Genomic DNA, 18,370 nt, shown 5'->3' with positions numbered 1-18,370 from the left:
TATGACTACAAAATTAGTGGTAATCGATATAAACTTACCTATTGAAATCAGACTAAAAAATGTACATTTCCGATATTTTATGTTTCATGTGAACATATAAAAGCCTAATTTTATTGCAGTCAATATAAAATTTAAAAATAATTATCGTGTTTGTATGAATGAGTTGTTGCCGTTTCTAAAGCTAAGTATGTTGCATGCTGGGTATGCTAAACTTGATGATAATTGGTGCTATAAAAATGTAATAAGTCCTTTTGTAAGATTATTTTTAGTAACTAAAGGGGGGGCGAAGGCGTATTATACAAATCAGTCTTTTGATTTAAAAAAAGGGTATATGTATTTAATTCCTAGCTTTACCTATAATAGTTATAGTTGTGATATGTATCATGAACAATATTACACTGGTTTTTTTGAAGAAATAAAGTTGGGTATGTCTGTTTTTAATATAAAAAGGTTTGAATATGAAGTTGAGGCGAGTGCGGCTGATTATGATTTGTTTAAACGTTTAATAGAAATTAATCCCAATAAATCTGTTTTAGAAAGCAACCCTCAAGCTCATATAAATAATACCTTATCTAATTATAATAATCCTGAGTCAATCGCTTTAAGCCACGATATAGAAACTCAGGGTATACTATCAATATTATTATCCAGATTTATTAAGTCGTCTGATGTTTTTTCCAATAAAGGTAGCTTTAAAGGGGATCTAAATAAGGTGTTAGTGTACATTGCCAAGCATCTTGATGAAGAAATTACAGTATCACATCTGGCTGAGTATTGTAATTTGAGTTCAGATCATTTTTCAAGAAGTTTTTATGCCAAGTTTAATATAAAGCCTAGCAAGTATATTCAATTAAAGCGTGTTGAACGTGCTCAATTTTTGTTGCTTTCCACCAGTGATTCTTTAAAGCAGATAGCAGAAAAGGTTGGGTTGAATAACTTGTCTTATTTCTCAAGAAAGTTCACGGAAATAACAGGTGTAAGTCCAGCAAAATTTAGGAAGCAACAACTTAATTTGTAAGGTAATGTCAAACCAATTTCAATCTTTAAAATTAAAATTAATTAATGTCGGTTATAACAAACTTGATCATAATTGGAATTTTGATAATGTTATTAGCCCCTTTACGCGGCTTTATTTAATAACCAAAGGTGATGCCTATGTTTATCACAATAAAAGAAAGTTTCATTTGCGGCCTAATAATATGTATCTCATCCCCAGCTACACCTATAGCAGTTATAAATGCCATTTAAAACATGAACAATACTATATAAGTTTTTTTGAGGAATTAGGTAGTGGATTATCTATTTATAATTTCATGAATTTTAAATATGAAGTTAAAGCATCTGAACTTGATAAAGTTTGTTTTGAAAGGCTTGTGGCCTTAAATTCAAATAGGCATTTAATTAATTATGATCCCGAACATTATGATAATTACCCCGTACTTTTGAGTTTTGAGAAAAAGAATACCGAATTGTCTGCCAGTAATTATTTAGAGACACATGGTATTATAAAATTATTAATGTCTAAGTTTATTGATACAAATACATTATCAGGTAAACTGAATAATGCTAATCTAGATCGCGTATTATATTATATTTCAGAGAATTTACATGAAAACTTAACTTTAACAATTTTGGCTGATTATTGCAATATGAGCAAGGACCATTTTTCTAGGAGCTTTAAAAAATATTATGGTTTAAGGCCAACCAAATATATTCAGAATAGACGTTTAGAAAGATTCTTACTCTTGTTAATAACTACAAATTATTCGGTTAGAGAGATAGCTCATAAAATAGGGTTTGAAAACTACACATATTTTTTAAGATACTTTAAGGAACGTATCGGAAAAACCCCTGCTGAATTTAGGAAGGAGCGTATGATTGTTTAAATGTTTCTTTTTAATTTTTTGAAATTATTAATTATAACAGCAGCAAATATTTACTTATCTAAAAATATCTAGGAATAAGTTAACTAATTCTACTACTAACGGTGTTGTTGTAATAACACTTTGTCTTACAATTTTAATTTAAAATCAACCTAAATTATAAATAATGTACGACTAGGTTTACTTTATATTAAGGAAAAATATTATTTTTATAGAGTTTTGCAGCATAAAAAATGAGGTGAGCTAAAAAATATTAAGATTTCAGGCATTTAACAAGGGACCAAATGTAAAACGTCACCTTCAAAATGATATAGTTGTGTGTATTAGCTTGGTTGATATTTAGTCGTGATAGTATCTATTTTGATGCTAAAAGAAAACTACAAACATTATGAAAATTTTTAACATGAATATCAAGTCAAAGTTAAAAATGGTAAATAGTGAAAATACTGTTGATATGAAGCAAATCAATTTTTAGTCAAGTAAATCAAGTTCCAATTCTTAAATATTCAATCTATGAGTGCTATTCGAAAAGTTAATCTAGTAGAAAGTAAAGTTTTTGTCAAGTTATATTTAAGGACTGTAAACATCAAATCTTCTAATTTTACTCTGTTGTGATATCTAATTCTCAAAATAGTGTTACATATTTTGTGATATTGATATTTCAAACTAAACTTTAAATAATTTAAAACTAACTTTTTTATGAAAAAAATGAAAAACTCTTGGTGGAAAATATTAACGCTCTCGTTAATTTTTCTGAGCCTTTGTTTGTCAAAAACACATGCACAAAGTAGCAATGTTAGAGGTATAGTCAAGGACAACTTGGGGGTACCATTGCCTGGTGTGACTGTACTTATAGAGGGAACCACAACTGGCGCAACAACTAACTTTGATGGGAATTTTAATATTAGAGCATCTACAGGAGATGTTTTGGTTTTGTCCTATATAGGTTTCAAGACGGTTAAAAAAACGATAGCTTCTACATCTGAAGTATTGTCGATTACATTACAAGAAGATACAGAAGAATTAGATGAAGTCGTAGTTGTTGGTTACGGTACTTTAGAGAAAAAAGAGCTTACAGGATCTCAGGTTTCTTTAAAGTCGGATGATATTAATAAAATACAGGCTGTTTCCTTTGAGGAGGCATTGCAGGGTAAAGCAGCAGGTGTATTAATTACAAGCACTCAGGGCGGACCTGGTGATGCAGCTTCAATTCAAATTAGGGGAGCTACTTCTATTAATGCAAGTAGTGCGCCTTTATATGTTATAGATGGTGTTGAAATAGATGGAGATGCTGTTGGTACTAGTGGAGCAACAGAAACAGGATCGGTTGCTTCATCCAGCCCATTATCTTTAATAGACCCTAATAATATCGAATCTATTGACATTTTAAAAGATGCGAATGCCACATCTATTTACGGTTCTCGTGGTGCTAATGGTGTAGTCATTATTAAAACCAAAAGTGGTAGAGGAAAAGAGGGGAAATTAACGTTGGATTTAGATGTCTCTACAGGCGTTCAGACAATTTCTAATCAGATAGACATCTTAGGACCTCAAGAATATGTTGATTTCATGAGAGATGCTTTTCCTTGGGATCCTACACAAACCACTACGCGTTTTTCGCAGTTGGCTTTTAGAGATAATAACGGTAACAATTTGCCTTTAAATGATATCACGCCAGATGGCAACCCTCGTTTTCCTATTAGAGATTTTAGAGATGAGATTTTTAGGTCGGCCATTATTAATAAATATAGTTTAGGGCTAAGGTCGGGTAACGATAATTCTTGGTTTAGTGGGAATATGAGTTATACGAACCAAGAAGGTATTGTAACAAATACAGATTATGAAAGAGTCCAGGCATCTATAAATGTAGGAGGAAATGTTTCTTCGCGTCTACAAGTAGGTGTTCAAGCAAGTGGAGGTAGAAGTGATCGTTCTGGTATTATATCAGCGGCTCCAGATGCTGGAGGTAGAGGTGGTTTTGGTGTCATTACCAATTTGGCTTTAGCACCGCCCGTACAAGGTCGTATTGATTCGGGAAGAAACGGTCTTGCTGGAAACAATATTGTAAGAGATGAAACGGGCTTTGTAACTGAGATTAATGGTAGATTTATTATAAACCCTGTGACTCAGGTTAATGAGACAGTAAGTAAAAGTAGTGAGCTTTTTGGATTTATTTCTGCTTATCTCGAATATAAGCTAACTGATGACCTGAAATTTAGAAGTTCCGTATCATTTAACTCTTATACTAATACTGGACAAGTGTATTTACCAAGTACATTTGGTTTTGGTCGAATACAACGAGGTATTGCAACGTTGAGTTCTTTTAGTACATCTAGGTTTCAAACCAATAACACATTAACATTTGATAAATTACTCGCAGAAAAGCATAAATTCAATGTGGTATTAGGGACTAGTTTATTGTCTAATGAAACTAGAACACAAGTAACCCGTGCTACAGAATTCCAAAGTGATTTGGTAAATCTTGATGATATCGGTTCTGGAACGAATATAGATATAGATTCGGGAAGACAAGAAAATGGTCTTTTAGGTATTTTTGGGCGTATCAATTATTCATATGATGGCAGATATGTTTTGAATGTAACTGCCAGAACAGATAAATCTTCTAGATTTTTCCCTGGTTCTACACAATGGGGCTTTTTCCCTTCGGTAGGTGTTACCTGGAATGCAAGTGAAGAAGCATTCCTTAAAGATTCTGATTTTTTGAGCAATCTTAGGTTCAAAGCAAGTGTTGGACAAACTGGAAACGATAAAATAGGGGTTTTTCAGTCGCAACTAGCATTTAATAGTACAAGATTTATTGATTTTAGAAATGCAGGTAATACCTTAAATGCAGCTACAGTTAGAAATGGTTCTAGAAATAATGGTTTCTTTTTGTCTAGAGTATCCAACCCAGATTTAACATGGGAGACGACCACTCAATATGATGTTGGTACAGAAATAGGACTTTTTAAAAATAGAATAAACATAGCGGCAGATTGGTTTAATAAAGTTACCGACGATTTATTATTAGAACGACCAATAGCCAGTCAGGCAGGTTTTCCATTTGTCTTAGAGAACACTGGACAGGTTGAAAATAAAGGGGTCGAACTTTCATTTAGAAGTGTTAATATAAACAAAGGGGACTTTACTTGGACTACTAATTTTAACATTAGTTTTGTGGAAAATGAGGTTGTTTCTTTAGGAGGTGTTCAGGAAGAGTTTACTGTTACTGCATCTGCTGGTTCTAGTGTTTCTAATGATTTTATTGTAAGAGAAGGAGCTCCTATAGGATCAATTTATGGTTTTGTTAGTGATGGCGTATATCAATTTTCTGATTTTGAGGAATTTGATGGGCTTACTAATGCAGAAGCCGTTGAATTATATAGAGTTAATCCGAATACTGGCAGATTAAGAGCTTCTGGAGGAGATAGTAATGCTAGTGTCTTTACGTTAAAAGATGGTGTACCAAGTACAGGTGCAGGTGGAAACAGACCAGGGCAGCAAAAACTGGCTGATTTGAATGGTGATGGTGTCGTAGATACAGGCGATTTGACAATTATTGGTGACCCTAATCCAGATCATTTTGGAGGTATGACCAATACTTTTAAATATAAGGCTTGGGATTTATCTGTTTCTTTAAACTGGAGATATGGTGGAGATGTATACAATAAAAATAACTTCCCAGGATTTAATGTTACCAACTTCGCCAATAAATATGGTGTGGCGAGAGATCGTTGGTCACCAAACAATCAAGATACCCGTGTTCATAGTCTTTATGGACGTGTTTTAGAAACTGGTTTTGCCAACGTTTCTGATTTTATTGAAGATGGTTCATTTCTACGATTACAAAACATAAGTGTTGGTTATAATTTTCCATCAGATGTAACCAAAAGATTAGGTTTGGCTCAATTACGTATGTATGGGGCTGCAGACAATGTTTATGTTTGGACAAACTATTCAGGGTATGATCCAGAAGTTAGTGTGGCTGGAGGGGCGAATTCAGCATTGACTCCCGCAGTCGATTTTGATGCCTACCCAAAGGCAATCACAGTTAGATTTGGAGTAAAAGCAACTTTTTAAAAAAAAAATTATGAAAATATTAAATAGACCTTTATTATTTTTGATGCTACTTGGTTTAAGTTTTATCATTACGAATTGTGAAAGGGAAACTACTGAAAATAATACGACCACAGCTTCTTTTAATAGTTTTGAAGAGCTGGTTCAAGGCCGTTTGTCAAGTATTTATGCGACATTACGTTCCAATGCGGTTTACAGACAAGGAGGTATTTTAGGAACTTGGAGTGATGTTGGGATAGATACACATAGTGGAACGCTTTTCCCAGTTGAATATAACCCTTTATATGCTTACACATATAGCTCAGGCTCCTTGCTTATAGGCCAGACTTGGACAGAATATTACATTGCAATAAAGCAGATCAATACTTTTTTAGGGCAGATAAGAACTTTTGAAGGCTCTTCAACTGAAGCAGAAAGAAACCCAGTAATAGCAGAAGCTAGATTTTTAAGAGCGCTCTTTTATTTCGATTTAGTTAAAATATGGGGAAATGTACCATTGGCTGTTGATGAAGGTATTACGTTAGATGTTGTTAGGCAAGATGCGAGTTTACCAAATTCGCCTGCTGATGAAGTTTATTTACAAATTATTGAAGACCTTGAATTTGCCAAAGCGAATGGGCCATCAAGAGTGGGCTCAAATCCAGATGTCGCATCAAGAGAAGCGGCTCAGGCACTTTTAGGTAAAGTATACTTACAAATGACAACCACAAAGGAATTTGGTGGTGTAGAAGGAGGTGTTGATGCCAGTGGAAACCCTGTAAGTGTTACTGAACGTTTTACCCAGGCTGAAAGAGAGTTGCGTGAAGTTATTACATCTGGTGCTTTTACTTTAGAACCAAATTATTCAGATATCTTTTCAAACGAAGGAAATAATGAAGTTATATTCTCTGTTGGCTACGATGGTCCTAATAACCAGGTTGGTGGTGATTTTGGAGATTTCTTAGGCGAAGGAAACATTAGAGATGGAGGTTCTTTTGCAGCTTATAGAGCAAATATAGATTTTGTATTGGAATTTTTGCGACCAGACGGTATCGTAGATCCAGACGGAGACGGGTCGACCATATCGCCTACGAATCTTTTGCCTGCTGGAAACCCAGATTTTATTAATGTTGGTAACCAAAATTTTAGAAATGAGGTGTTATTATTAGGTGCTGATCATTTTGTTGGTGACGAACGTTGGTCTCATAATATCGCACGATTTAATCCTGCAGATTTGGCTTTGATACTTAGAGGTGATAGAGAAGATACAGAATTGAACAGGTTTAACCTAAATCTTAATTGGACAAGATGGAGTCCATACAAATATATTAAGCCTATACCAAATCCGAACAGCCCAGGTGATGGCACGATAGATTTTCCATATTTGCGTTATGCAGATGTATTGCTTATGGAAGCAGAAGCACTAAATGCTTTAGGAAGAACGGATGATGCAAAGGATTATGTAAATATGGTTATAGCAAGATCTATTAAACCGCAAATTCTTACTAGTATCCCAGAATTCGTTGATCCAAATGCCAGTCCTCAGGTTCCAGTAAATTACGTTATACCAACGCAAACAGCGCCTGGTACACCAGCAAGCATTCTTAATGCGGCTATAAATAACAACTTGGAGAGTACCGACCCAGATAACTATTTATTGCCAGATGGTTTATCTCAAGATGAAATGTTGGATGCCATAGTATTAGAGCGAAATAAAGAATTATGTTTTGAAGGCAAACGTAAGGATGATTTAATTAGAACAGGGAGGTTGGATGATATGATCGATGCCTTACATGTAAATTCTATGAATGCAGGTACAGGAAATCAAATTCCGATAAAACAGGCATTTGATTTGGCAAAGCATACGCATTGGCCGATACCGCAAGAAGAAATCATATTGAATCCTAATTTACAACAGAATTGCCAATACGGAAGCTCTCCTGCTGGCTGTTTCGAATAAAAACATGTTATTATGAAAAAAAGTTTAATTTATATAAAAAGTTTAGTTGCACTGGCTGTACTTATGCTTGGTTGTGACGAGACATTAGATAGGAGTTTGACACCAGCAGATCAAATTTCAGCAATCGTTGTTGAGCTTCAAGATGAACAAAGTGTCAATCCAAATGATAATTCAGGTTTGGCATCTGCATATTCAACATTTGTAGGGAATACAGTGACATTATCATCAAGTACACCCGATGAGAATGTTGCAGAAAGAATTTGGAGTATTCCTCAGCTTCTTTCGGTATCTTCATTAGATTTTGAAGACATAGTCGATATGGGGCCAGTTACCACAAGTTTTAGCAGAGCTAATAATACAACGAATCTTGGAGAACAAACTGGTATTCCAATTGTATTAACAGAAACGCTTACCAATGGAGATATTAATAGGTACGAAACTCAAATTCAGGTACGGGAGCAAGTCACTGCAGGTATCATAGCGCCAAGTGTAGCGACCATAAATGTACCAACCACTATTCAAGCATTAAGTGCTGCGGAAATGGGATTGGCTTCTACCGATTTAAATGGAGAAGGACAAGTTGTTTTAGAGTGGGATTTTGGAGCTGGTTTTATTGAAACTCCTGCGGGGCCAGTTAGCACAGTCGTTAGTTCTAATGTAAATCAGAGTTTCAATGTAATTTTTGATACTCCAACAGATATTAATGGAGAGCAGATTACGCTAACCCTTACAAGAAATTACCCTTTACAATCTACCAGCGTCGCACAAAGATCGGTTATAGTTGTATCAGGTCTAACACCTAATAGAGGACCAGGTAAAGACGCTATTAAGTTATCTGCAGATGGCAATAGGATTGTTGTAGGCTATGAGGAGCCTATAGGAGACATTTCTGTAATTAGTGCAGCCGATTTTGAGATTTCGATAGAAACTGATGAAATTACAGATGCTCCTTCAAGAAATATTTTTGATAATATTAGTGTGTCTAGTATTGCAATTGATGCTGGCAACCCTAATAATTTGGTATTGACATTATCTTCAGCGGTACCATCAATATTAATGGATAATGTTAGTTTGTCTTTTATTTCAACATTGTTAACGAGTCAATCGGGAGAAGAAATTTCACTCTTCTTAAATTCAACGGTTTTCCAAACAGGAGAAAACTTACTAGGAACTGCAGCCTATTTCGAAGACCAAAGTACTTGGTCAAGTGGAGGCTTCTTTTTTCCAAATCCAGTAGATACTCCAGAGTTGGAATTTAGTACCGAAGTGAGCTTTGATGGTACAACAAGTATGTTATTTAATTCTATGGGAGCGCTTCTTAGTGGCTTCCCAAATAATTTTGGTATTGGAGCAAATGTTGTTCATAATGGTTTTGGCACACTTCCAACCACTTCTATACCAGGGGAGTATGTGCAGTCTTTTTGGGTATATGTAGAGAGTGCTGCACCTAATACTTTTGTGACGTTTTTCCTGTTGGATTTTGCAGAGTTTAATACAGGGGCACAAGCAGATGTCCTTCCTACGGGAGAATGGGTGAAAATAAGCGGTACAAGAAACATAGCTGCTGGGGGCGATTTACGAGCCCTTGTTAGAGTTGTAAATGGAGCTATTACAGGTAACGGTAAAATCTTCATAGATCAGGTAGAGCTTAGAGCTGTAGATGACGGAAGATGATTATAATTGAGGGGATGATTAAAAAGAGGAGCTGTCAATAGACAGCTCTTTTTTTTGAAATATAGGCGTTTGTTTGTAATGCCATGTAAACCATTTTAAAAAATCTGTTAAGTTCTATAATAGGTTTATATAAAAGAGCTACTATGATACTAATAGAAGCTATAAATACTTAATGTTTTCTTTTGTAAGTAATTTGATGGGTAAATAACTGTTTTTTTCAGGAACAACATCATTTAAAATAAAATTAAATAATGCTTTTGTACCTTCATAACCTTGTATAAAGGGATGCTGATCAATTAGAAAATCAATAGTTTCATTTTCAATAAAAGTAGCATTTTCTTCACTTAAATCGTAGCCAATCAATTTTAGGTGCTTTAATTTGTGCTTTTCGATGTAATTGGCAATAATGGTCACTTTACTCGAGGGAACAAATAAACCTTTGATTTTGTGATTGGTTAGTTGCTTGGAAATAAAACGATCAACAGAAGCTGGGTCTTTAAAGTTTGGTAGTATGATTTCATCCATTTTTATGGATGCATTTTGAGCCTTGAAATAAGATTTAAAGCCAGAAACCCGGTTTTCAATAGAAGAATGGTGATTACTATCCTTTCTAACCTTTACTATAAGAATATCACCTTCATCATTTAAAAGTAAAGACATAAGTTTCGCAGCGAGTGTTCCGCTATCAAAAGAGTGTTCGCCTATATAAGAAATGTTGTTTGCATTTTGCACTTCAACATTTATAAAGATATAAGGAATCTGTCTTTGATCCAGTTGTATAAGCCTTTCTTGGGTTTCATTTAGAAACATAGGGACTATTAATGCGGCGTCAAAAGAATTTTCCAATAACCTATCAAATGCTTTCTTAAAAGAATTAGAATCTAATGGATCATAGTAAAAATAGTTTACCGAGGTTCGATGAATTTCAATTTCTTCAGAAGCCTTTTCAATACCTTTTTTGGGGAGAAACCAAAAATCGGACGAAGATTCAATTCTAGGAAATAAAACTGCAATATCGTATTTCTTGTTTAAAGCAAGTGCTCTGGCTGTTTTATTAATTTGAAAGTTATGTTCTTTTATAATTTTTTCAATACGCTCTTTTGTCTTTTTAGAAACACCAGGCCTATTATGAATCACTCGATCTACAGTTCCAATAGAAACTTTTGCTAAAGCAGCAATGTCTTTAATTGTTTTCAATTCGTGGTTTTAGATAAACGCCCCTTTTTAGTACAGTAATTTGCTTCTTACCCTAAGTTAGTACAAGCAACAATAAACGAAAATATAAAATACTAAGCTATTTTACTTTAATATTTTCTTTGTTTTTTTTAATGAAATCAAATAAAACATTTAAATTTGCGTGTACGCACACGTAATATAAAAATATAATTGTACTTAAAAAAAAGAGGCTAATTATATAGGGAGAATCTAACTAACAATATGAATTTATTTAACATAAAAGACAGAGTAGTACTCGTAACTGGAGGTTGCGGAGTATTGGGTGGAGGTATTGCCGAGTATTTATTAAAGGAAGGTGCCACTGTAATTTTATTGCATTACAAGGAAGCGCCTTTGGCAGAAGCAGTAGCTAAATTTAAAAATATTAGCGAGCAGGTGGATGGCTTTTTCTGTAATGTAACAGAAGAAGAAAGTTTGAAAAAGGTTTCTGATGATATTGTTGAAAAATATGGACGGATAGATATTTTAATAAATGCAGCAGGAGGGAATATGCCAGGGGCTACAATTGGACCAACACAAACTGTTTTTGATGTGAACATGGAACATTTTAAAAAAGTTGTGGACCTGAATCTATTTGGAAGTATTTTACCATCTATTGTATTTGGAAAAGAAATGGCAAAAAATAAGAAAGGCGTTATTTTAAATGTTTCCTCTATGGCTGCCGAAAGAGCTATTACAAGAGTTGTGGGGTATTCTGCTTCAAAAGCGGCTATTGATAATTTTACAAAATGGTTATCTGTTGAATTAGCGCTAAAATATGGTGATGGTCTCAGAGTAAATGCTATAGCACCGGGTTTCTTTATAGGAAATCAAAATCGAGACTTGTTAATTGATAAGGAAACAGGAAATTATACAGATAGGGGAAATACTATTATACAAAATACACCAATGAAAAGATTTGGTAATGCGGACGAATTAAATGGTGCTGTACATTATTTATGTTCAGACGCTTCAAAATTTGTAACAGGCATAGTCGTCCCGATTGATGGTGGATTTAGTGCTTTTAGCGGTGTTTAATAATTAAGAAGGAAGAATATGAAACAAACATGGCGTTGGTATGGACCTGATGATCCCGTAAAATTATCAGATATTAAGCAAGCAGGAGCAACAGGGATTGTTTCGGCGTTGCACCAAATACCAAATGGAAGCGTTTGGACGGTTGAAGCCATTAAAGAAAGAAAACAAATTATTGAAGCTGCTGGTTTAGAATGGACAGTTGTAGAAAGTATTCCAGTACATGAGCATATTAAAACCCGATCAGGAGATTTTAATAAATATATAGCCAACTATAAAAAAAGCATAGAAAACTTAGCTGTTTGTGGTATCAACATCGTTTGTTATAACTTCATGCCAGTTTTAGACTGGACGAGAACGTCTCTGGATTATGAAGTAGCAGATGGTTCTAGAGCTTTGCGTTTTGATGTCATTGCCTTTGCGGCTTTTGAATTGTACTTGTTAAAAAGACCAGGAGCCGAAACCGTGTATTCTAATGAAGAAAAAGCCGAAGCAAAAGCCTATGCAGAAGCTTTGTCTGAAGAAGAAAAGAAAGCATTGGTAAATAATATTATCGCAGGTTTACCTGGAGCAGAAGAGGGATATACTTTAGAACAATTTCAAACGATTTTAGATACTTATACCAATATTGATGCTCAGAAATTAAAAGAAAATCTGGTAGCATTTTTAAAGGAGATCATACCTGTAGCAGCTCAAAACAATGTGCTGATGTGTATTCATCCAGATGATCCGCCTTATGCCATTTTAGGATTGCCAAGAGTAGTAAGTACGGAAGCGGATTATGCATATTTATTTGAGCAAGTTCCCCATATTTCTAACGGTATTACTTTTTGTACGGGATCGTTAGGCGTAAGAGCAGATAACAATTTGGTACAAATATTTAAACGTTTTTCAAATCGCGTACACTTTTTACATTTAAGAAGTACAAAAAGAGACGAAAAAGGAAACTTTTATGAAGCCAATCATTTAGAAGGGGATGTCGATATGTTTCCTATTGTAAAAGAAGTTGTGGCAGAAGAAGCTAAAAGAAAAATAGCAGGGCAGAGAGACGCACAGATTCCTATGCGCCCAGATCATGGACACCAGATGTTGGACGATTTACATAAAAAAACCAATCCAGGGTACTCAGGAATTGGACGGTTACGTGGGCTGGCAGAATTGAGAGGTCTGGAATTAGGAATTTCTAAAAGTTTAAAATTATGAATCTAATAAATTCAAAAATATTTATAACAGACAATTTTTTATTGCAATCGAAAGAAGCTGAAATTTTGTTTCATGAGTATGCAAAGAATATGCCTATCATTGATTATCATAATCATTTATCTGCTAAGCAAATAGCTAAAAATAAACCAGTCGAAAATATAACTAAAGCTTGGTTAAGTGAAGATCATTATAAATGGCGGGGCATGCGGGCTCATGGAATTGACGAAATGTATATTACAGGAGATGCTTCCCTTAAGGATAAGTTTACTAAATGGGCAGCAACAGTGCCTTATACGTTAAGAAATCCATTATTCCATTGGACACAATTAGAATTAAAACGGTATTTCGATATCGATACAATTTTACAGCCTCATACAGCTGACGATATTTATAATCAGGCAAATACTGTTTTAGCTCAAAAGACCCCAGCTGATTTATTGAAACAAATGAAAGTAGAAATCGTTTGTACCACAGATGATCCAACTGATTCTTTGGAATATCATAGACAAATAAAAGAACAAAATTTTTATACCAAAGTATTGCCTACATTCAGATCTGATGCTTTATTTTTTATTGAAAACACATCCGAATTTACCAGTTATATAAACAAATTGGGGGCGTGTGTTAATTTTTCTATTGATAGCATTGAAAACTTATATAAAGCAATTGATGTAAGAATTGATTTTTTCCACGAACATGGATGTAGATTGTCTGATTTTGGAATTACGGGGCCTTTAAATGTGGTAGATTATGCTGAGGATGAGGTTGCAGATATTTTTAAGAAATTTTTAAATAAAGTAACCTTAACAGAAGGTGAAGTAGCAAAATACAGAACGTCCATTTTGTTTTATTTATCCCGTAAATATCATGAAAAAGGTTGGGCGCAACAATTTCATTTGGGGCCTATTAGAAATAATAATAAAAGACTGGTTGAGTTGTGCGGAGCAGATGCAGGGTGTGACTCTATAGGAGATTTTTCTTTTGCAGAATCGATGTCAAAATTATTTGGTCAGCTAGATTATGAAAATAAATTGGCAAAAACCATTTGTTATAACCTAAACCCATCCCATAATGAGGTGTTTGCAAGTATGATGGGTAATTTTAATACAGGAGAATTACCAGGCAAGATGCAATGGGGGTCGGGTTGGTGGTATTTAGACCAGAAAGACGGTATAGAAAAGCAATTGAATGCTTTATCAAATATAAGTTTGTTAAGTCATTTTGTTGGTATGTTAACAGATAGTCGCAGCTTTTTATCGTTCCCAAGACATGAGTATTTTAGACGAATTTTGTGTGATTTAATTGCAGAAGACGTTCGAAAAGGGTTGGTTCCCGATGATTTGGAATTTTTAGGAGGTATGGTACAAGATATATGTTACAATAATGCTTTGAATTATTTTAAATTTAATAATAACTAAAGACGCTTTATGAAGAATCCATATTTAAATTTTTTGTTCGCAAAACCACAGTTTGTCTTAATAGTATTATTTCTTTTCAGTTCGTGTAATACGCTACAGGATAAAAAAGTTATAAAGCTGGCGCATGGGCTAGATATGAGTCATCCAGTGCACAAAGCCATGGTATTTATGGCGCAAGATCTGGAGAAACGCTCAAACGGTACAATGGCTGTTGAAATTTATCCAAACCAACAACTGGGAACCGAACGTCAGGCATTAGAGCTGTTACAGATAGGAAGTTTAGATATGACTAAAGTCTCGGCAGCCGTTATGGAAAATTTCTCTCCAAATATGAAGGTATTTGGGTTGCCATTTTTGTTTAGAGACAGAGCGCATATATTCAATGTTTTAGATGGCGATATCGGGAAGGAGCTTTTGGATGGTGGACAAAAATACTGGCTTAAAGGTTTAGGATATTATGACTCTGGAAGCAGAAGTTTTTATACAAAAGAAAAACCTGTAGAATCGCCAGAAGACTTAAAAGGATTAAAAATTCGTGTGATGGAAAGTATCACGGCCATGAATATGGTGAACAGCTTAGGTGGTTCTCCAACGCCAATTTCTTGGGGAGAACTGTACACATCTTTACAGCAAGGTGTTGTTGATGGTGCCGAGAATAATCCACCTAGCTTTTATTTATCGCGTCATTATGAAGTTTGTAAGTTTTATTCTTTAGACGAACATACATCGGTACCAGATGTGCTTATCATGGGAACACATTTATGGAACGATTTAAACGAACAACAGCAAAAATGGGTTCAAACGTCGGTCGATTTATCTGTAGCGCACCAAAGAGAACTGTGGGCAAAAGCAGAGCAGGAGGCATTAGATGCTGTTAAAAAAGCAGGTGTTCAGGTTATTAATCCCGATAAATCTAAATTTCAGAAAAAAGTAGCAAATATGTACGAAGGCTATAAAGATGAAAATGAGATTTATAATTTAATTAATAGAATTCAAAAAGTAGAATAATATAATCGTTTACAAAATGGAAATAAGAAAGAAAATAGATAAAATTCTAGGTAGTACATTGGCTTTCATTATGGCTGTTATGGTTATAAATGTACTTTGGCAAGTGTTTACCAGATTTATAGTAGGAACACCAAGTTCGTTTACCGATGAGTTGGCCAGGTATTTAATGATCTGGGTTGGTGTCTTGGGAGCAGCTTATATTTCAGGAAAAAGGATGCATGTCGCTATAGATTTAATTCCCAGAAAACTCAGTGAGGCTAAGCAGGCCAAATTAAAAATCTTTGTAAATATTCTTATCATCATTTTTTGTTTAGCAGCATTGGTTATAGGAGGCTTTAGATTAGTCTATATAACTTATGTGTTGGAGCAATATTCTCCCGCACTTCAAATTCCACTAGCATTGGTGTATTTAGTGATTCCAATTAGTGGCCTATTAATTATCTTTTATAAAATTTCAGACATCCTTAATAAACAATTGTTCTAATGGAATATATACCAGTAATTATTTTAGTTTTAAGTTTTGTTAGTTTATTGTTAATAGGGGTTCCCGTAGCCTGGAGTATAGCTATCTCGTCTTTGTTGACTATGATGGTAAGTATCCCAACATTACCAGCATTAACGACCGTTTCTCAAAGAATTGGTACAGGCCTCGACAGTTTTGCGCTCCTGGCCATTCCGTTTTTTGTACTCTCGGGACAGCTCATGAATAAAGGTGGCATTGCCCACCGTTTAATAGCCTTTGCTAAAACTTTAGTAGGGGCGCTTCCTGGAGGATTGGCTTTAATAAATGTTATATCGGCTATGCTTATGGGAGCTATAGCAGGTTCTGCTATGGCATCGGCCTCAGCTATGGGAAGTATTTTAGGTCCCGAAATGGAAAAAGAAGGCTATTCTAAAGAATTTGGAGCTGCAGTAAATATTACGTCCTCTACCATAGGACTTGTAATTCCACCTAGTAACGTATTGATTGTGTATTCTTTAGCTAGTGGCGGGGTGTCTATTGCAGCATTATTTCTTGCAGGGTATATACCTGGAATCTTAACAGGTTTATTTTTAATGATAGTCGCTTCTTTTTGGGCCAAAAAGAAAAAATATAAAGTAGGAAAGCGTAGTTCTATAAAAGACGTTGTTAAAACATTTATAGCAGCTTTTCCCAGTTTAATGCTTTTAGTTGTTGTTATTGGGGGCATAGTCACTGGAATTTTTACTGCTACAGAAGCTTCTGCGATAGCCGTACTTTATACATTGGTGCTGGCATTTTGGTATAAAGAAATTACAGTAAAAAGCCTGCCTCAAATATTTTTAGATTCTTGTGGTACTACAGCGATCGTTATGTTGTTAATAGGAGCGTCTATGAGTATGTCCTGGATTATGAGTTATGAGAATATCCCTCAAGATATTTCTACGTTACTTTTGGGAATTAGTGATAACCCTATTGTCGTTTTATTAATCATCAACCTATTGCTGTTGTTTGTAGGTATATTTATGGATATGACGCCAGCTGTTTTAATTTTTACACCTATATTTTTACCAATCATTACCAAACTGGGTATGGATCCTGTACAGTTTGGAATTGTTATGGTTCTTAATTTGTGCATCGGACTCTGTACGCCGCCTGTAGGCTCCGTCCTGTTTGTTGGTGTAGGTATTGCCAATACAACTATAGAAAAAGTAGTGAAACCTTTATTGCCGCTTTTTGTGTCCATGATTATAGCCTTATTTCTGGTCACTTATTTTCCAGAATTAAGTTTGTGGTTACCACGATTGTTTGATTTGTAATGAGATTTAAAATCCAGGATTAAATAGTCGTGGTATAAGATTTCGACCAGTCTTTCCATACCACCTCATACCCTTGAGATTGAATCATCTGTTTGATTTGCTCGGTAGTACGCTCATCTGAAATCTCAAATTGCTCGAGCGATTCAGGTTCCACACTATAACCACCTGGGTTTGTCTTGGATTCTGCACTAATAGACGTAATGCCTAAGTGAATACAGTGATTTCTAAAGATTTCACTTTCACGAGTGGATAATGACAGTTCTACGTCTTCATCTAATAATCGATATGCACATATTAATTGAACCAAATCGGTGTCGGTCATCTCTACTTTGGGATCTAATTCACCTTGATGTGGTCTAAGCCTGGGAAAAGAGATGGAGTATTTTGTTTTCCAATAGGTTTTTTGCAAATATTTTAAGTGCAATGCGGTATAAAAACTATCCACGCGCCAATCTTCAAGACCGAAAAGGGCACCCAGCCCAATTTTATGAATACCAGCTTTTCCTAATCGATCGGGAGTATCTAGTCGATAGTCAAAATTCGATTTTCTACCTTTAGGGTGATGCATCTTATAGGTGGCTTTATGATAGGTTTCTTGGTATACCAACACAGCATATAATCCAGATTGAATCAAAGTTTCGTAATCCTCTTGACCTAAAGGCTGTACTTCTATACTTATATTTGAAAACCGAGATCGAATGAGGTCTATAGCATGTTTTATGTAGGGAACACCAACTGTTCTATTGGCTTCACCAGTCACCAAAAGTATATGATCGTATCCTAATTTCTTAATATGCTCAACTTCCTTTAAGATTTCCGCATCACTTAATGTTTTTCTTCTAATACCATTATCCATACTAAATCCGCAATAAGTACATATATTTTGGCATTCGTTGGATAGATACATAGGGATATACATTTGGATGATGTTCCCAAAACGCTTTTTGGTAATAACATTGCTTCGTTGTGCCATCTCCTCTATAAAGGGTTTAGCAGCTGGTGAAATTAATTTTTTAAAGTCTTCCAACTCAATTTTGTCCTTATGGAGTACCTTTTCAACCTCTTGGCTAGTTACTTTATAAATCTCTTTTTCTAAAGTGTCCCAATCGTATTTTTCAAATGTGTTTTTAAAAGACATG

13 protein-coding genes are annotated in these 18,370 nt (G+C 34.8%); 11 read left to right on the top strand and 2 right to left on the bottom strand.

From position 1 onward, the window contains the following. The first annotated feature begins 154 nt into the window (after window positions 1-154). From HHX25_RS00745 to HHX25_RS00725, 5 genes are all read left to right on the top strand, one after another. Entirely contained in the window at window positions 155-1,018 is an 864-nt protein-coding gene (locus tag HHX25_RS00745; protein ID WP_169669075.1) for a helix-turn-helix domain-containing protein, read from the top strand. A gap of 4 nt (window positions 1,019-1,022) precedes the next feature. Then, the gene (locus HHX25_RS00740; RefSeq protein WP_169669073.1) at window positions 1,023-1,886 is read left to right on the top strand and encodes a helix-turn-helix domain-containing protein; all 864 of its coding nucleotides are present in this window, start codon (window positions 1,023-1,025) and stop codon (window positions 1,884-1,886) included. A 696-nt stretch (window positions 1,887-2,582) separates the two neighbouring features. Continuing rightward, the gene (locus HHX25_RS00735) at window positions 2,583-5,963 is read left to right on the top strand and encodes a SusC/RagA family TonB-linked outer membrane protein (RefSeq protein WP_240964192.1); all 3,381 of its coding nucleotides are present in this window, start codon (window positions 2,583-2,585) and stop codon (window positions 5,961-5,963) included. A gap of 10 nt (window positions 5,964-5,973) precedes the next feature. Beyond that, complete coding sequence (locus HHX25_RS00730) at window positions 5,974-7,899, top strand: RagB/SusD family nutrient uptake outer membrane protein (protein WP_169669071.1); 1,926 nt, start codon at window positions 5,974-5,976, stop codon at window positions 7,897-7,899. 12 nt (window positions 7,900-7,911) lie between these two features. After that, a complete protein-coding gene (locus HHX25_RS00725; protein ID WP_169669069.1) occupies window positions 7,912-9,573 on the top strand; it encodes a hypothetical protein in 1,662 nt (553 codons plus the stop codon). Between the two features lie 159 nt (window positions 9,574-9,732). Here HHX25_RS00725 and HHX25_RS00720 read toward each other — a convergent pair whose 3' ends face one another. Next, entirely contained in the window at window positions 9,733-10,770 is a 1,038-nt protein-coding gene (locus HHX25_RS00720; protein ID WP_169669067.1) for a LacI family DNA-binding transcriptional regulator, read from the bottom strand. 240 nt (window positions 10,771-11,010) lie between these two features. Here HHX25_RS00720 and HHX25_RS00715 point away from each other — a divergent pair, with 240 nt between their 5' ends. From HHX25_RS00715 to HHX25_RS00690, 6 genes are read left to right on the top strand one after another with little or no spacing between them, the layout of a single operon-like run. Then, on the top strand, window positions 11,011-11,826 hold the full coding sequence (locus HHX25_RS00715; RefSeq protein WP_169669065.1) for an SDR family NAD(P)-dependent oxidoreductase: 816 nt from the start codon (window positions 11,011-11,013) through the stop codon (window positions 11,824-11,826). A gap of 18 nt (window positions 11,827-11,844) precedes the next feature. Next, window positions 11,845-13,026 (top strand): mannonate dehydratase, encoded by a 1,182-nt coding sequence (gene uxuA, locus HHX25_RS00710; RefSeq protein WP_169669063.1) that lies wholly within the window; start codon window positions 11,845-11,847, stop codon window positions 13,024-13,026. Next, window positions 13,023-14,444 (top strand): glucuronate isomerase, encoded by a 1,422-nt coding sequence (gene uxaC / locus HHX25_RS00705; protein WP_169669060.1) that lies wholly within the window; start codon window positions 13,023-13,025, stop codon window positions 14,442-14,444. The genes uxuA and uxaC overlap by 4 nt, the downstream gene beginning before the upstream one ends. Before the next feature lie 9 nt (window positions 14,445-14,453). Continuing rightward, window positions 14,454-15,452 carry a TRAP transporter substrate-binding protein gene (locus tag HHX25_RS00700; RefSeq protein WP_169669058.1) on the top strand — a complete coding sequence of 333 codons (999 nt, stop codon included), beginning with the start codon at window positions 14,454-14,456 and terminating at the stop codon, window positions 15,450-15,452. A gap of 16 nt (window positions 15,453-15,468) precedes the next feature. Further along, the gene (locus tag HHX25_RS00695; RefSeq protein WP_169669056.1) at window positions 15,469-15,936 is read left to right on the top strand and encodes a TRAP transporter small permease; all 468 of its coding nucleotides are present in this window, start codon (window positions 15,469-15,471) and stop codon (window positions 15,934-15,936) included. Beyond that, complete coding sequence (locus HHX25_RS00690; protein WP_169669054.1) at window positions 15,936-17,231, top strand: TRAP transporter large permease; 1,296 nt, start codon at window positions 15,936-15,938, stop codon at window positions 17,229-17,231. The genes HHX25_RS00695 and HHX25_RS00690 overlap by 1 nt, the downstream gene beginning before the upstream one ends. Window positions 17,232-17,250: 19 nt before the next feature. Here HHX25_RS00690 and thiH read toward each other — a convergent pair whose 3' ends face one another. After that, window positions 17,251-18,369, bottom strand: a complete 1,119-nt coding sequence (gene thiH, locus HHX25_RS00685) for a 2-iminoacetate synthase ThiH (protein ID WP_169669052.1) — start codon at window positions 18,367-18,369, stop codon at window positions 17,251-17,253. Between the last annotated feature and the right edge of the window lies 1 nt (window position 18,370).

The organism is Flavivirga algicola, assembly GCF_012910715.1.
GTDB classification, from domain to species: Bacteria; Bacteroidota; Bacteroidia; order Flavobacteriales; family Flavobacteriaceae; genus Flavivirga; species Flavivirga algicola.
Note: the sequence above shows the minus strand (reverse complement) of the source record. Positions and strands in the feature narration are given on the sequence as shown.

Excerpts from the sequence above, each read along its gene's own strand:
- thiH (WP_169669052.1), bottom strand. The coding sequence starts at position 18,369 with ATGTCTTTTAAAAACACATTTGAAAAATACGATTGGGACACTTTAGAA.
- HHX25_RS00745 (WP_169669075.1), top strand. The coding sequence starts at position 155 with ATGAATGAGTTGTTGCCGTTTCTAAAGCTAAGTATGTTGCATGCTGGG.
- HHX25_RS00735 (WP_240964192.1), top strand. The coding sequence starts at position 2,583 with ATGAAAAAAATGAAAAACTCTTGGTGGAAAATATTAACGCTCTCGTTA.
- HHX25_RS00690 (WP_169669054.1), top strand. The coding sequence starts at position 15,936 with ATGGAATATATACCAGTAATTATTTTAGTTTTAAGTTTTGTTAGTTTA.
- HHX25_RS00725 (WP_169669069.1), top strand. The coding sequence starts at position 7,912 with ATGAAAAAAAGTTTAATTTATATAAAAAGTTTAGTTGCACTGGCTGTA.
- HHX25_RS00695 (WP_169669056.1), top strand. The coding sequence starts at position 15,469 with ATGGAAATAAGAAAGAAAATAGATAAAATTCTAGGTAGTACATTGGCT.
- HHX25_RS00730 (WP_169669071.1), top strand. The coding sequence starts at position 5,974 with ATGAAAATATTAAATAGACCTTTATTATTTTTGATGCTACTTGGTTTA.
- uxaC (WP_169669060.1), top strand. The coding sequence starts at position 13,023 with ATGAATCTAATAAATTCAAAAATATTTATAACAGACAATTTTTTATTG.
- HHX25_RS00700 (WP_169669058.1), top strand. The coding sequence starts at position 14,454 with ATGAAGAATCCATATTTAAATTTTTTGTTCGCAAAACCACAGTTTGTC.
- uxuA (WP_169669063.1), top strand. The coding sequence starts at position 11,845 with ATGAAACAAACATGGCGTTGGTATGGACCTGATGATCCCGTAAAATTA.
- HHX25_RS00740 (WP_169669073.1), top strand. The coding sequence starts at position 1,023 with ATGTCAAACCAATTTCAATCTTTAAAATTAAAATTAATTAATGTCGGT.
- HHX25_RS00715 (WP_169669065.1), top strand. The coding sequence starts at position 11,011 with ATGAATTTATTTAACATAAAAGACAGAGTAGTACTCGTAACTGGAGGT.